Here is a 14,164-nt window from a genome sequence, read left to right on the forward strand (position 1 = left end):
AATGGCATATTTACTGGTTCAACTAAGTCGCTGATATCCATGTAAACACGTCTGATATTTCACTTTTGCAACTATATTTAACGAGATGGATAATATTCATGCCATCAATAGGCTGTCTAGTGTTTAATTAAAATACTTTGAAAATGTCTAAAAAATTAACAATAGTTGGTTAAAAAATAATCAATAATGTAACAAGGTGTGTAAAATGTCGAATAAATGCTCATTTTGGTGAAAATATTTGTTGACTTTTTTGCTCTATAAGAAAAAAACCAGTCTTATCGACTGGTAACTTCAGTGCCTAAAAGCCATAGTGCAGTCGCATACATACGGCTTTTGTTATAGGTTGTAATGACCTGAAAATTTGGATAAGTAATGTAATAAATTGGTCCATAACTATCTTGCAATTGGATGACATTGACTAAATCGAGATCATCGATTTTTACCAATGGATTCATAGGGGTTACACCTTGAGCCTTGAGTACACCATAGGGTGTTGGCTGGTTTAAATCCTTTGCAATAATAGCATCTGGGTTATTTCCGCTATAGCGAGCAGCAAAAGCAATCGGTTGATTACGCTGCCAACCATAATTTGCTAAATAATTTGCAATTGAACCAATGGCATCGACAGCTGAATTACGCAGGTCAACATGACCATTGCCATCGTAGTCCACACCAAATTTTGGAATGTTACTTGGCATAAATTGAGGATAACCCACAGCACCTGCATATGAACCGACGACAGAGTTGGTTGGAACACCATCTTTATATGACCAAGCAATCAGTGCAGCAAGTTCATCTTGGAAATATTGCGCACGGCGTTCATAGCCAAAACCAAGGGTCGCCAAAGCATCACGGGTAATAAAATTACCTTTATTGCTGCCATAGCCTGTTTCAACACCCAAAATGCCTAAAATCACGGATTGAGGCACACCAAATTGTTGTTCTGCACGATTTAAAGTGTCGGCATATTGATTTTTGAAGCGAACACCGCGTTGAATTGTACTTTCAGCTAAAAAATTGGTTTTATATTGATACCAAGGCTTTGATTCGCCGGGTCGATTCATAATGCTAATAATATTGGGTAGGTTTTTACTACCTTGCATTGCCCAATCAATTTGACTCTCACTTAAACCATAGGTTTGCATGGTATTTTGTTTAAAAGCTGCATAGGCTGGATGAGACTGAAAGTCGTTGGCTTGACAGAAACTAGTCAGTGAAATTGAACCGGCCATAATGGCAATATGTGATAGTTTTTTATAAAAATTTCGATTTAGCATAAATAAAAAATTTCCAGTTGCTTTAGCGATGAGTATGAACAAAATTTCGAGGGGAAAAGATCCTGAAAATTGTGATGACCTTCTGGTTTCATAGCTCATTAAAGGTAAACGTTACCAATAGCAACTAAGATACCACTGACAGCGCATGCTTTCATAAATAGATATACAAAAAAAGACAAAGCAAAGGGTTTTTTCGCAGTTAACATATTGAAAAGTGACATATTCATTTACATAACTTTCAAATATTCACAAATCATTTGAAATAAAGATGACTCTAAAACTCATGCGTCATAAAAACGCAGAACGAGTAAACTTTATCGCGTTGCGAAATACTGTTTAGAAGCTACAAAAGTTGCAATGTTATATCTAAAAATAAAGGGATAGGATTAAAAAGGTATCGGTCTAAAACACCCATATGCAAGCAGTGTTTTATTCATTACATAGTTTTTGTTCGCCAGCGCTTCAATGCTGTTGAAAACGTCGCTATATAGTAGAAATATAGACTGAATGATAAAAAAGAAAGAGATTGAATATTAAAATGGACGCATTGAAATTTAAGCCAAAATGACGGCTCACATTAAAATATGATCTATATTCAGGTTCTTCCTGTTCTTTGTAGATTTTTAAAAATTGTGGATATCAATGTACTGTCTTTCTTTTAATAAAAATCTGTTCAATTCTAGAACTGTGTTTGCATGACTATATAGTCATTGTATCGGGATTCGATTTTATGCGTTTAGCCATAAAAAAACCTAGCTGAAGCTAGGTTTTGACGAGTAGTGCGATTTATTTGTTAAACATCGAATCATGTGCTTCTGCAAGGGCACCTAGCTCTTCTTTGGTCAGATTTGGGAAAATCTTATCAATTGCAATATGAATAGCTTTAATCACAGCAGAAGAACCGATATCGGCTGCTTTACGCTTAATCATGCCTAAATCGAGTGTTTTATTAAAGTCATTCATAAAATGACGCACTGCAGCTTCAGCAAACTGTTTATACAGTTCACCAAAAGCAGCTTTATTGATATCTACACCCGATTTAATTTCGGCATAACTGTTCTTAAGGTTAGTGACCAATCCTGCATCTAAGCTCAGACCTACACGATAAGTGCCAGTCGCGTCTTGAAATAAACTTCGTTCTGAAAATTCAATGGATTGTTTCACCACATCATTCGGAGATTTACCCAATAGCTGCTTTAACAATACAGCGACTGTTGATTTGACATAGCCAGCCAGTTTTTCTGCTGTGTCGCGCTTATCGCTTGCAGGAAACAGATGAACAGGAGCTAATATAGTTGCACCAATGATTTCTTCATTAATCAGCAAAGCTGTTTTATCACGTAAAGGATAAAGGGGTTCACTCGAATTTTTTTTCGCGTGACCATTTTGGATACTGCTTAGAAGTTCCTCAGAAGGAATAAAACCAAAAAATGGCATCACTAACCTCAATTTTTTTATTGTCGCGCCAATCGAATGGGGCGAGGCATCCATGTTAAATCCGATACACGACAAGGGTTGATATCCAATCCACCACGGCGTGTATAGGCAGCATATACCATCAGCTGACTTGGTTTTAAATGTTGCCAAATATCGGCAAACATTTGCTCCACACATTGTTCGTGGAAACCATTATGCTGACGGTAAGAAATAATATAAGCCAGAATACTACGATAACAAGGCTTAGTACCTTTATACCTTATAAATACCGTTCCCCAATCAGGTTGACCCGTGACTGGGCAGTTACTTCTTAATAAATGTGAATAAAGTTGAATTTCAACTTCTTCTTGCGCTGCATCTTCGTCTAAAGAGAGTAAAGCTGCATTTGGATGATTTTCTAACTGGGTGGGTTCTAAGTCATCAATACAGATGCCTTGCGGTTTTGAAATTTCAACTTCATCAACATGAAATAGATCAATAGTCACAGCGGCATTGGCTGCAGCAGATAAGTCTTTTTCAACGGTTGCTTTAAACGCTGCCTGAGAATCAAATTTGGTAAAGTTCATACTATTAAAGTAGAGCTTTAAAGATTTCGATTCGATGAGGTTGTCTGAACTTGCAGGCAAAGTTAAACGGCCAATAGCGACTTGAGGCACACCAGAAGCATTTAACCAAGAAATTTCAAAAACATGCCACCAGTCTGTACCTTGGCGGATGCCTTCCACATGGGCATATTGTTCACGTGCAGTGGCACGTGCAATCGGAAACAGAATAGCAGGTTGATATTCTGTTGGGTAATTGGTGTCTTTGCCTAAAAGGGATTGCTCTACACTCATTATTCACGCATTCCTGAACCACGAGAAAGTAAATGATACGCCACGCCATAAAGTACAACGCAACATGCAGTAATAACTGTCAATGAAATGCCGACATTCACATCGCTATGACCTAAAATACCGTAGCGGAATGCATTGACCATATACACGACAGGGTTGATTAAAGAGAGATTTTGCCAAAAAGGACTCAGTGATGAGATGGCATAGAAAACACCGCCTAAATAAGTCAGCGGAGTCAGGACGAAAGTCGGGATAATCGAAATGTCGTCAAAAGACTTTGCATAAACAGCATTAATAAATCCGCCAAGAGAAAACAGCAGCGAAGTAATGAGAACTGTATATATAGTTACGAAGATATTGGTCAGGTGTAATTCAGTAAAAAATAGGCTCATCGCAGTGACAATAAAGCCGACTAAAACACCACGGCAAACACCACCGATCACATAACCCCAAAGCACCATGTGTAACGGCACTGGACTCATGATTAATTCTTCGATGCTTTTTTGAAATTTTGCACTAAAGAAACTGGATGACACATTGGCATAGCTGTTGGTAATGACCGCCATCATAATTAAGCCGGGCACGATGAACTGCATATAGCTAAAACCACCCATTTGCCCAATGCGTGAACCGACTAAATTACCGAAAATCACAAAGTACAAACTCATGGTGATTGCCGGTGGGAGAAGGGTTTGCGGCCAAATACGCATGAAACGGCGAATTTCTTTATACACTAAGGTGTAGAGGGCAATACACAGTTGGTTAAAATTCATTGTGCTGCACCTTCAAGATTTTTTTCGACCATACGGACAAACAGTTCTTCTAGTCGGTTAGATTTATTACGCATACTTCGAACCTGAATACCTTGAGATTCCATGAGTTGGAATAAATCATTTAAGGTATGAGCTTTATCCATGGTGACTTCTAGGGTCACTGCATCAATTAGGTTGAAACGTACACCAATAATATCTAAATGAATGGGTTGAATCGGTTCAGCTAAATCAAAAATAAAAGATTCTTCACTTAACTGGTTTAAGAAGTTTTTCATTGAAGTGTCTTCTTTAATCACACCACGATCAATAATCGCGATACGACGACACAACATTTCCGCTTCTTCTAAATAGTGGGTGGTGAGAATGATTGAAGTGCCTTTATCATTCATTTCTGTCAAGAAATCCCACATTGAACGACGCAGCTCAATATCTACACCTGCAGTGGGTTCATCCAAAATAAGCAGTTTCGGCTCGTGCATCATGGCACGTGCAATCATTAAACGACGTTTCATACCGCCAGACAGCATTCGCGCTTGAGTGGCACGTTTATCCCATAAACCCAGTTTTTCTAAATATTCTTCGGCACGTTGCTCGGCAACTTTTTTAGGGATGCCGTAATAGCCTGCTTGTGTGACCAAAATATCAAAGGTCTTTTCAAACTGACCAAAGTTAAATTCTTGCGGTACTACCCCTAAACATTGCTTGGCTTGGGATGGTTGGGTATCTAGATTATGCCCAAAAATTTCGACGGTACCTGCAGTTTTTTTGGTAAGAGAACTGATGATGCTAATGGTTGTAGATTTACCTGCACCATTGGGTCCAAGTAGGGCATAAAACTCGCCTTCAGGAACGGTCAAATTAATTCCTTTCAGTGCTTGGAAACCATTTCGATAGGTCTTTGACACGTCCCTTAACGTCAATGCATCAGTCATGAAATTCTCACTTGAGGAATAGAGCCACTATTGTGAGCGATCCACGTCAATAAACCAAGTAAGTTACATGGAATTCTATGTTGCAAGTTTGGAACATTGTTTAAAGCATAAGCATAAAAATACGTAACTTATATATAGTTGCTTTACCTTCAGCAATTTTTTGTTATGATGTGCAGCGCGCGCTCATAGCTCAACTGGATAGAGTACAGGTCTCCGAAGCCTGTGGCGTGGGTTCGAGTCCCGCTGAGCGCACCATTTTTTAGTTTTGATTGTTGAACTAAATTTTGCGAATCAATAGCTTTTATTATTACTACTTTTCTATTCAACCCGATCAATCTCAAAGCCCAATATTGCTTTAGCCATCATTGATGTATCTTTTTCTATATATAAAATTCAAAATATTTCTCAGTTCTTTTTATTCTAAGTTCAAAGTCATACAAAACATCTAAATTGAAAGCTTATAAAGAGTGAAAATAGAAAGTTCACTGTATTTATATCTGCATCTAAATGAAAAGAATCTATTGAAAACACGATTATAAAAGTCATGCACCAAAATAGTGGAGCTTGGAAACTTAATAGAACATTTATCCTTTTGTACTGGCTAAATAAAATAGGCAAATGATTGATAAAATATATTAAGATATTGAAAAATAAATAATAATTAGAGTTGGCATGATGTGTGCAACACAGTATTCAAACTTGAATACAAGAATGAGCACATCAATGAACTCAATAAAAACTTTAGGCTGGACCTTAGCGGAATGGAAAGCGGCCTACACGAATAACACAATTCAACTTGAAGACTTATATGCCTTGGTCGAGCAATTTGATCGCGTAGACCCAGCATGGATTTCCATTGCATCTATAGAGCAATTAACTTCTCAGATTAAAGCTTTAAAACAAATTGAAAATGCTACGGCCTTACCTTTATTTGGTGTGCCTATTGCAGTGAAAGATAATATTGATGTGGTGGGCTTTGCATCGACGGCTGCGTTTAAATTATTTACGGACATTAAAACTGAAGATGCCTCTGTGGTGCAGCGCTTAAAACAAGCAGGTGCCATCATTGTAGGTAAAACCAATTTAGATCAATTCGCTACTGGTTTAGTCGGTACGCGTTCGCCATTTGGTGCCGTGCCGAATACTGTTAATCCTGACTATGTAAGCGGTGGTTCAAGCTCTGGTTCAGGCAGTGTAGTAGCACGTGGTTTAGTCCCGATTGCACTCGGTACAGATACTGCAGGTTCAGGACGAATCCCTGCAGCTTTCAATAATATTGTCGGTTTAAAGCCGACCAAAGGTCGCTTTTCAAATACAGGCTTATTGCCTGCCTGTAAGAGCTTAGATTGTATTTCAATTTTTGCCTTAACCGTCGCTGATGCAACTGCAGTGGCAGAAGTTATGGAAGGTTTTGATGTAACCGACAGCTATTCACGTGTGAACCCAGCAACAGCGCCTGCAAAGTTCAGCGCACAATTAAAGTTAGCCATTCCAAAACAGTTAGAATTTTTTGGCGATGCTCAATCTGCTGATGCATTTCAGCAAGCACTAACTGAATTAAAAAACTTAGGTGCAGTACTAACTGAAATTGATTTCAGTCCTTTTGCAAAATTGGCTGCACAACTGTATCAAGGGTCATGGGTAGCAGAGCGTACGGCAGCCGTAGCTGAAATTTTAGACAGCCATGCAGATGACTTTGATCCAACAGTTTTAGAAATTATTCAAAAAGGGCAGCAGTACACTGCGGTGGATGCTTATAACGCCGAATATTTAAAGCAAGATTTGGCACGCCAAATTCAGCAAACCTTAGCGCAATTTGATGCTTTAGTGGTGCCAAGTTCGCCAACCATTCACACACTGGCTGAAATGGCAGAAGCGCCAATTGAAAATAATAGCCACTTTGGCACCTATACCAACTTTACTAATTTAGCTGACCTCAGTGCCATCGCTGTACCTACAGGCTTTCGTGCCGACGGGCTGCCTTTTGGAATCACATTCATTGCGCCGGCTTGGCACGATACGGCTCTAGCAGACTTTGCAGAAAAATGGCAAAACCACCTGCAATTACCGCTGGGTGCAGTAGCTAAAACATTGCCTGACGCAGCTTCAGTCATTTCTGCACCATCAGCACAGCATTTTCGTGTTGCTGTTGTAGGCGCACATCTCACAGGTATGCCACTCAATTTCCAACTGACAACACGCCAAGCCGTGCATGTTGAAACCACAACGACTTCTGCCGATTACGCCCTCTATGCACTGCCGGGCACAGTACCGCCGAAACCAGGTTTAGCGCGTCAGGAAGCGGGTCAAAAAATTATTGTCGAGCTTTGGGATATTCCAAAAGCACGCTTTGGTGAATTTGTCGCCGAAATTCCAACACCACTAGGTATGGGCAATGTCGAGCTTGCCGATGGACGTTGGGTGAAAGGCTTTATTTGTGAACCTTATGGCCTAAACGGTGCAAAAAATATCAGTGAATTTGGCGGCTGGCGCGCTTATATCCAATCACTGCAAGCAACAACAGCAAAATCAAATTAAAAAAATCGGGGAAATAATCATGTTTAAAACAGTTTTAATTGCAAACCGTGGTGAAATTGCTGTTCGTGCGATTCGTACTCTAAAAAAATTAGGTGTGAAATCTGTTGCCGTGTATTCAGAGACCGACCGTTATGCACAGCATGTGTTAGATGCAGATGTAGCGGTTTCACTTGAAGGTGTTAAACCTGCAGAAACTTATTTAAGTATTGAAAAATTGATTCAAGCAGCCAAACAAACTGGCGCTGAAGCAATATTTCCCGGTTATGGTTTTTTATCTGAAAGTGCCGACTTTGCCCGTGCATGTGAGGAAAATAACATTGCTTTTATGGGGCCAACGGCTGAACAAATTTTAGAGTTTGGTTTGAAGCATCGTGCACGTGAATTGGCTGCGGCCGCCAATGTACCCATGACACCAGGCACAGGTTTATTGGCAAGTTTGGATGAAGCACTCGCATCTGCTGCAGAGATTGGCTATCCAATCATGCTGAAAAGCACCGCAGGTGGTGGCGGAATTGGTTTAACCCGCTGTGATGATGAACAATCATTAAAAGATGCGTATGAAAGTGTAAAGCGTCTAGGCGAGCAATTCTTTAAGGATGCAGGTGTTTTCCTCGAACGTTTTGTCGATAAAGCCCGTCACGTAGAAGTACAAATTTTTGGTGATGGTTTAGGTCAAGTCGTTGCCTTTGGGGAGCGCGATTGTTCATTGCAGCGCCGTAACCAAAAAGTCGTTGAGGAAACACCTGCACCGCACTTACCAGAAGCAACCCGTCAAAAATTGCACCGTGCTGCTGTAGAGCTTGGTCAATTGGTGAAATACCGCAGCGCAGGTACGGTTGAGTTTATCTATGATGCTGCCCGTGATGAAGTGTATTTCCTTGAAGTGAATACCCGTTTGCAGGTTGAACACCCAGTCACTGAAATGGTGACGGGCTTAGACCTGATTGAATGCATGCTGAAAGTGGCGGCAGGTGATGCTTTAGATTGGGAAAAACTCAGCAATATTCAACCCAATGGTGCTGCCATTGAAGTGCGAATTTATGCGGAAGATCCAGTGAAAAACTTCCAGCCAAGTCCGGGTGTGTTGACGGATGTGTATTTCCCTGAAGATATTCGTGTGGATACTTGGGTGTCTACAGGTACTGAAATTTCACAATATTTTGACCCGATGATTGCCAAAATTATTGTGCATGCTGCAGACCGAGACAGTGCGATTGCCAAGTTAAAAACAGCCTTGGCTGAAACCCGCTTGAATGGCATCAGCACCAACTTAGACTATGCGCATACCGTAGTGTCTGATGCACGCTTTGAAAATATGCAAATTTGGACACGCCTGCTGGATGATTTTAAATATGTGCCAAATGTGATTGAGGTGCTGCAACCAGGTACACAAAGTACGATTCAGGATTATCCGGGGCGTGTGGGCTATTGGGATATTGGTGTACCGCCATCAGGCCCAATGGATGATTATGCATTTCAGTTGGCCAATCAAGTTGTGGGTAATCCAAAATCGGCAGCAGGCTTTGAATTTACCTTACAAGGACCAAGTCTTAAATTTCATGCCAACAGCATCGTAGCCTTAGCAGGTGCGCCATGCAGCGCGGCTCTAGATGGAGTAAATGTCGATTTTTGGCAGCCGATCAACATCAAAGCTGGGCAAACTTTGGTACTAGGACAAGTTGAATCGGGTTGCCGTACATATCTTGCAATCCGCAATGGGTTAAATGTACCTAAATATCTAGGCAGTCGTTCAACCTTTGCATTGGGTAATTTTGGCGGTCATGCAGGGCGAGTGCTGCGCGCAGGCGACATGATTAAAATGGTCAACCCTAGCCTGCCTTTGGATGGATTGGAAATTGCTACAGCAGCACCACAAGCTTTGGCAGCAGAGCGTATTCCAAGCTATGGCAAAGAATGGAAAATTGGCGTGCTGTATGGTCCGCATGGTGCACCCGATTTCTTTAAACCTGAATATATTGAAGAATTCTTTGCTTCAACATGGAATGTGCACTTTAATTCAAACCGTTTAGGTATTCGCCTAACAGGTCCGACACCAAGCTGGGCACGTGAAAATGGCGGTGAAGCAGGTTTACATCCATCCAATGTGCATGATTGTGAATATGCCATTGGGGCGATTAACTTCACCGGTGATTTCCCTGTGATTTTGGCTAAAGATGGCCCAAGCCTCGGTGGCTTTGTTTGCCCAGTAACCATTGCCAAAGCAGAACTTTGGAAGATTGGTCAGCTTAAAGCAGATGACAGCATCAGTTTCTATCCGATGAGTGTTGAACAAGCCAATGCCTTGGAAGTTCAACAAATTGCCGATATCCAAAACTTTGCTCAAGCACCTGAAGCAAAACAGGCGGCAACTTTTGAATGTAAGCCAGAAGGGATATTGGCAGTGCGTGAAGCAGATGCGTATGCGCCGAAAGCTATATATCGTCAGGCAGGTGACAGTTACATCTTGCTGGAATATGGCGAAAACGTTCTCGACCTTGCATTGCGCTTACGTGTTTATCGACTGATGCAGCTGATTCGTGAAGCGAATATTGATGGCATCTTAGAGCTTTCACCAGGTGTACGTTCACTGCAAATTAAATATGATGGATTGCGTTTCAGCCAAGCGAATTTGATTCAGTTCTTATTGGGTCTCGAAAATGAGATGGGCGATTTGAGCCAAATTAAAATTCCATCCCGTATTATTCACTTGCCGATGGCATTTGAGGATTCGGCAACTTTAGGTGCTGTAGAACGTTATCAAGAAAGTGTTTGTGCCAAAGCGCCATGGTTGCCAAATAACGTCGATTTCATTCAGCGTATTAATGGCTTAGACAGCCGTGAGCAAGTCAAAGACATCATTTTCGATGCAAATTACTTAATTTTAGGTTTGGGCGATGTGTATTTAACTGCACCTTGTGCAGTGCCAATTGATCCGCGTCATCGTTTGCTCAGCTCGAAATATAACCCTGCACGTACTTTTACTGCAGAAGGCACAGTGGGTATTGGCGGTATGTACATGTGTATCTATGGCATGGACTCACCAGGCGGTTATCAATTGATTGGCCGTACACTGCCTATTTGGAATAAGTTTAAAAAGAACAAACAGTTTGGCGATCAGCAATGGTTCTTACGCTTCTTTGATCAAATTAAATATTATGAAGTAACCGAAGCTGAACTGGATCAATTCCGTGCTGACTTTGCCAATGGTGTGGCGGAAATCAAAATTGAAGAAACTGAATTTGATTTTGCAGCCTATCAAGCCTTTTTAGAAACAGAAAAGGACAGTATTACCGAATTTAAAGCGCAGCAGCTGCAGGCATTTACAACTGAAGTTGAACGCTGGAAAGATGAGTTTGATGCGCCTGCGGAAATGGAAATCCTGCAAGATGATACCGACTATAGCCAGTATGCAGCCTTGAATGCATCGATGACCGGCAACATTTGGAAAATTTTTGTCGAAGCGGGACAGTCTGTGAAGAAAGGTGAGACTGTAGCCATTATTGAAGCGATGAAAATGGAGCTTCCAGTCTATGCCGATGATGATGGTATCGTGAAAGCGATTATCTGCCGTGCAGGACAAACGGTACATAGCGGTGAGCCGCTGGTTTATATGGAATAAACATGACCACAACCACCATTGTTGGGAAAAGCTCAGACAACTTGTCTGAGCTGGTTTTCCAAAAAATAAAAAACGATATTTTTGATTTCCAGCTCAAACCGGGCGCACGTTTTACCGAATCTGAAATTGCCGAGTTGTATGAAGTGAGCCGTACACCCGTACGTCAGGCTTTATACCGTTTACAGCAAGATGGCTATGTAAGAGTACATTTTCGTAGCGGTTGGGAGGTGAAGCCGCTGAACTTTAAAGCTTATGAAGAACTGTATGATTTGCGGATTTTGCTTGAATGCTATGCCATTGAGCAGCTCTGCAAAATGGAAACAGAACAACTCAAACAGGCTTTACAAGACTTGGTGAATCTGTGGTGTATTCAGCCTGAGCAGTATTTGCATGATTTAAAAACTTTATCGATGCAAGATGAAGCATTTCACTGTCAATTGGTTGAAGCAATAGGCAATAGTGAAATGGCAAAGGTGCATCGGGATGTGAGTGAAAAAATCCGTATTATTCGACGTTTAGATTTTTCTAAAGATTATCGAATTGAAGCCACTTATGCAGAGCATCAACAAATTTTACAATTGATCTTTGGACATAATGTGACAGCGGCATTGGAGAAAATGCGCAGCCATATTCAGCAAAGTAAAGAAGAGGTGAAAAAAATTACTTTGGAAATGTTGGCGCGAATGGCATAGAAGTATTTGCAAAAGATCTACCTCACGATAATTCACGGTAGATATGTATTTTACGAGTCAATCTGTGTCGTTCGAGTAGCGCTTAGAGTTACAAATATCTGTATTCATTGGTTAATATGATGGAGAAAAATAAAAAAGACCACGAAGGGGAGATTCTTTATTTCAACTTTAGAAAATGCGATTTCTTTGGCGACTGAACGCCATTTCGGACAAGTCGATAAAGCGGGACAAGCCTATATTCAACATCCACTTCGTGTGATGCAAAATGTGCAACATCCCGACGCTAAAATCGTCGCTGTATTACATGACATTTTAGAAGATACAGAGACAACAACGGATGAGCTTCATGCTTTAGGTTTTCAAGCCCATATTATCGACGCAATACAGGCACTAACTAAAACAACAGGTGAGAACCGATTTCAAGCGGCGCAGCGTACTGCTAAAAATGCAATAGCGTGTGAAATAAAACTCAGTGATTTACACGACAATATGGATTTGTCTCGCTTAACTTCGGTCACAGTAAAAGATAAACGTCGGTATCAACAATATGTAAAAGTTAAACATAGATTAGAGTGTGCTCGGAGCGTCCATTTACATCTGATCAATTTAAATCTAACAACAGATTATCCGAGATTTCAATTTCAAAGTTCACAGCAAAATTTTCAATATCTTCTCAATGCGATGTTTGATCTAGAGCATTCATTAGGTGGCGTTCAGATTGGAAGTCCACAGGAATGGTGGATTTTATTTGAAGATGTCAGCGCATATTTTGCATATTGCCAAAGAAAGGGAGTAGTTCCCAAGCAGGCAACATTCTTAGATTTAATTTTAACTACAGATGGGGACTATTTCGGGGGCATTTTTCAAACTGAACAAGATCGGCAATTATTTGCCTCTATGTTTTGCGTCTTTATGCAAAATCATTTTTATCGCGTGGAAACCGAAGGTTGATTAGATAGATTGCATCAGCAATAGAATAAAATCACCTTTGATTGATGAATTTTATCTAGATAATTAGATGCTGAGTGTCATTTAAGAATATCTCGAAATGCGTGATTTCGAGACGTTTAAAGTGATTCCATCCATTGACATCTCCAATGAAACATGTGGCCATGCTTGCTGAACCTTATGCCTCAATCCTACATGGCATCATGGTGACTGCGGGATTTATCATTCCAACTTTGGTGTTGATGTGGTTGTATAAACGCAGTGAACGCCTGAGACAAACTGTATAAAAAAGCCCTCACATTTGAGGGCTTTTAATTATTTAACTTCGGGTAAATCAAACCAAATCACTTGAGCATCTTCAAGCGCTTCAATTTGGCTATCTTCTAAGAACGCAATTGCACCACCAGCTTCAACTTTATGTTCAGCAATTTGCACTGAACCTGAAATAACATGGATATAGTTGATATGCTGCGTTGCACGGATCTCTAAAGATTGACCTTTCGTCAAAAATGCGGATTTAACTTCCGCTTGCTGACGAATATACATAGCTGCATCGTCATTTGGACCGACAATTAAATGCCATTGATTGGGTTGATCGCGTGGATCACATTTAATTTGTTGATAGGTCGGTTCAGCATCACGTTCATTTGGAACGATCCAAATTTGTAGTAAATGTACATCTTCATCACCTTGGTTCATTTCGCTATGACGCACACCTGTACCTGCGCTCATCAGCTGCCATTCACCTGCAGAAATGCCACCATGGTTGCCCATACTGTCTTTATGCGTAATGGTGCCTTTTAACACACAGGTTAAAATTTCCATGTTGTCATGTGGGTGTTGACCAAAACCTTCATGTGCTGCTATTAAGTCATCATTAATTACACGAAGTGCACTAACGCCCATGTATTTCGGGTCATACCAGTTACCAAAAGAAAAGCTGTGTTTAGACTCAAGCCAGCCCATTTTTACGTGACCACGGTTTTCACTTGGATGTAAAAAAGCATTCATGGCATTCATCCTTATCTTAATTATTGAACATGTACCTATTTTAAGATTGAACTAAATTGGGATATATAGTTTTTTAGCGACAATTCATCCTATTTTTGCAA

At 40.6% G+C, this 14,164-nt stretch carries 10 protein-coding genes, 1 tRNA gene and 1 pseudogene; 6 read left to right on the top strand and 6 right to left on the bottom strand.

Features of this window, described 5'->3' with window-relative positions; genetic code table 11:
* Window positions 1-275: 275 nt before the first annotated feature.
* From mltB to FTT76_RS02140, 5 genes are all read right to left on the bottom strand, one after another.
* The gene (gene mltB / locus FTT76_RS02120) at window positions 276-1,277 is read right to left on the bottom strand and encodes a lytic murein transglycosylase B (RefSeq protein WP_180007648.1); all 1,002 of its coding nucleotides are present in this window, start codon (window positions 1,275-1,277) and stop codon (window positions 276-278) included.
* A gap of 786 nt (window positions 1,278-2,063) precedes the next feature.
* Entirely contained in the window at window positions 2,064-2,714 is a 651-nt protein-coding gene (locus FTT76_RS02125; protein WP_180007649.1) for a hypothetical protein, read from the bottom strand.
* 17 nt (window positions 2,715-2,731) lie between these two features.
* Complete coding sequence (queF, locus tag FTT76_RS02130) at window positions 2,732-3,550, bottom strand: NADPH-dependent 7-cyano-7-deazaguanine reductase QueF (protein ID WP_180007650.1); 819 nt, start codon at window positions 3,548-3,550, stop codon at window positions 2,732-2,734.
* On the bottom strand, window positions 3,550-4,323 hold the full coding sequence (locus tag FTT76_RS02135; protein WP_078190306.1) for an ABC transporter permease: 774 nt from the start codon (window positions 4,321-4,323) through the stop codon (window positions 3,550-3,552). The genes queF and FTT76_RS02135 overlap by 1 nt, the downstream gene beginning before the upstream one ends.
* Window positions 4,320-5,255 (bottom strand): ABC transporter ATP-binding protein, encoded by a 936-nt coding sequence (locus FTT76_RS02140; RefSeq protein ID WP_180007651.1) that lies wholly within the window; start codon window positions 5,253-5,255, stop codon window positions 4,320-4,322. The genes FTT76_RS02135 and FTT76_RS02140 overlap by 4 nt, the downstream gene beginning before the upstream one ends.
* Window positions 5,256-5,434: 179 nt before the next feature.
* On the opposite strand from FTT76_RS02140, the gene FTT76_RS02145 reads away from it, so the two are divergent.
* The 6 genes and pseudogenes from FTT76_RS02145 (at window position 5,435) to FTT76_RS02170 (ending at window position 13,339) form a co-directional block, all read left to right on the top strand.
* Window positions 5,435-5,510 (top strand) — tRNA-Arg (locus FTT76_RS02145).
* A gap of 468 nt (window positions 5,511-5,978) precedes the next feature.
* The gene (atzF, locus tag FTT76_RS02150; RefSeq protein WP_180007652.1) at window positions 5,979-7,793 is read left to right on the top strand and encodes an allophanate hydrolase; all 1,815 of its coding nucleotides are present in this window, start codon (window positions 5,979-5,981) and stop codon (window positions 7,791-7,793) included.
* Between the two features lie 19 nt (window positions 7,794-7,812).
* Window positions 7,813-11,412: an urea carboxylase gene (gene uca / locus FTT76_RS02155; RefSeq protein WP_180007653.1), complete on the top strand. Its 3,600-nt coding sequence runs from the start codon at window positions 7,813-7,815 to the stop codon at window positions 11,410-11,412.
* Between the two features lie 2 nt (window positions 11,413-11,414).
* Window positions 11,415-12,104 (top strand): GntR family transcriptional regulator, encoded by a 690-nt coding sequence (locus FTT76_RS02160; RefSeq protein ID WP_180007654.1) that lies wholly within the window; start codon window positions 11,415-11,417, stop codon window positions 12,102-12,104.
* A 159-nt stretch (window positions 12,105-12,263) separates the two neighbouring features.
* A pseudogene (locus FTT76_RS02165) lies at window positions 12,264-12,665 on the top strand (guanosine-3',5'-bis(diphosphate) 3'-pyrophosphohydrolase); the annotation flags it as partial.
* Window positions 12,666-13,201: 536 nt separating this feature from the next.
* Window positions 13,202-13,339 (top strand): hypothetical protein, encoded by a 138-nt coding sequence (locus FTT76_RS02170; protein ID WP_180007655.1) that lies wholly within the window; start codon window positions 13,202-13,204, stop codon window positions 13,337-13,339.
* Between the two features lie 28 nt (window positions 13,340-13,367).
* On the opposite strand, the gene FTT76_RS02175 is transcribed toward FTT76_RS02170, so the two are convergent.
* On the bottom strand, window positions 13,368-14,063 hold the full coding sequence (locus tag FTT76_RS02175; protein ID WP_180007656.1) for a pirin-like bicupin family protein: 696 nt from the start codon (window positions 14,061-14,063) through the stop codon (window positions 13,368-13,370).
* Window positions 14,064-14,164: the final 101 nt, after the last annotated feature.

The sequence above is a fragment of the Acinetobacter sp. YH01009 genome, from assembly GCF_013420765.1.
In the GTDB taxonomy this organism is placed as follows: Bacteria; Pseudomonadota; Gammaproteobacteria; order Pseudomonadales; family Moraxellaceae; genus Acinetobacter; species Acinetobacter amyesii.

Coding starts and splice junctions, on each gene's coding strand:
- FTT76_RS02140 (WP_180007651.1), bottom strand. CDS start 5,255: ATGACTGATGCATTGACGTTAAGGGACGTGTCAAAGACCTATCGAAAT.
- atzF (WP_180007652.1), top strand. CDS start 5,979: ATGAACTCAATAAAAACTTTAGGCTGGACCTTAGCGGAATGGAAAGCG.
- FTT76_RS02170 (WP_180007655.1), top strand. CDS start 13,202: ATGAAACATGTGGCCATGCTTGCTGAACCTTATGCCTCAATCCTACAT.
- uca (WP_180007653.1), top strand. CDS start 7,813: ATGTTTAAAACAGTTTTAATTGCAAACCGTGGTGAAATTGCTGTTCGT.
- queF (WP_180007650.1), bottom strand. CDS start 3,550: ATGAGTGTAGAGCAATCCCTTTTAGGCAAAGACACCAATTACCCAACA.
- FTT76_RS02160 (WP_180007654.1), top strand. CDS start 11,415: ATGACCACAACCACCATTGTTGGGAAAAGCTCAGACAACTTGTCTGAG.
- FTT76_RS02135 (WP_078190306.1), bottom strand. CDS start 4,323: ATGAATTTTAACCAACTGTGTATTGCCCTCTACACCTTAGTGTATAAA.
- FTT76_RS02175 (WP_180007656.1), bottom strand. CDS start 14,063: ATGAATGCTTTTTTACATCCAAGTGAAAACCGTGGTCACGTAAAAATG.
- FTT76_RS02125 (WP_180007649.1), bottom strand. CDS start 2,714: ATGCCATTTTTTGGTTTTATTCCTTCTGAGGAACTTCTAAGCAGTATC.
- mltB (WP_180007648.1), bottom strand. CDS start 1,277: ATGCTAAATCGAAATTTTTATAAAAAACTATCACATATTGCCATTATG.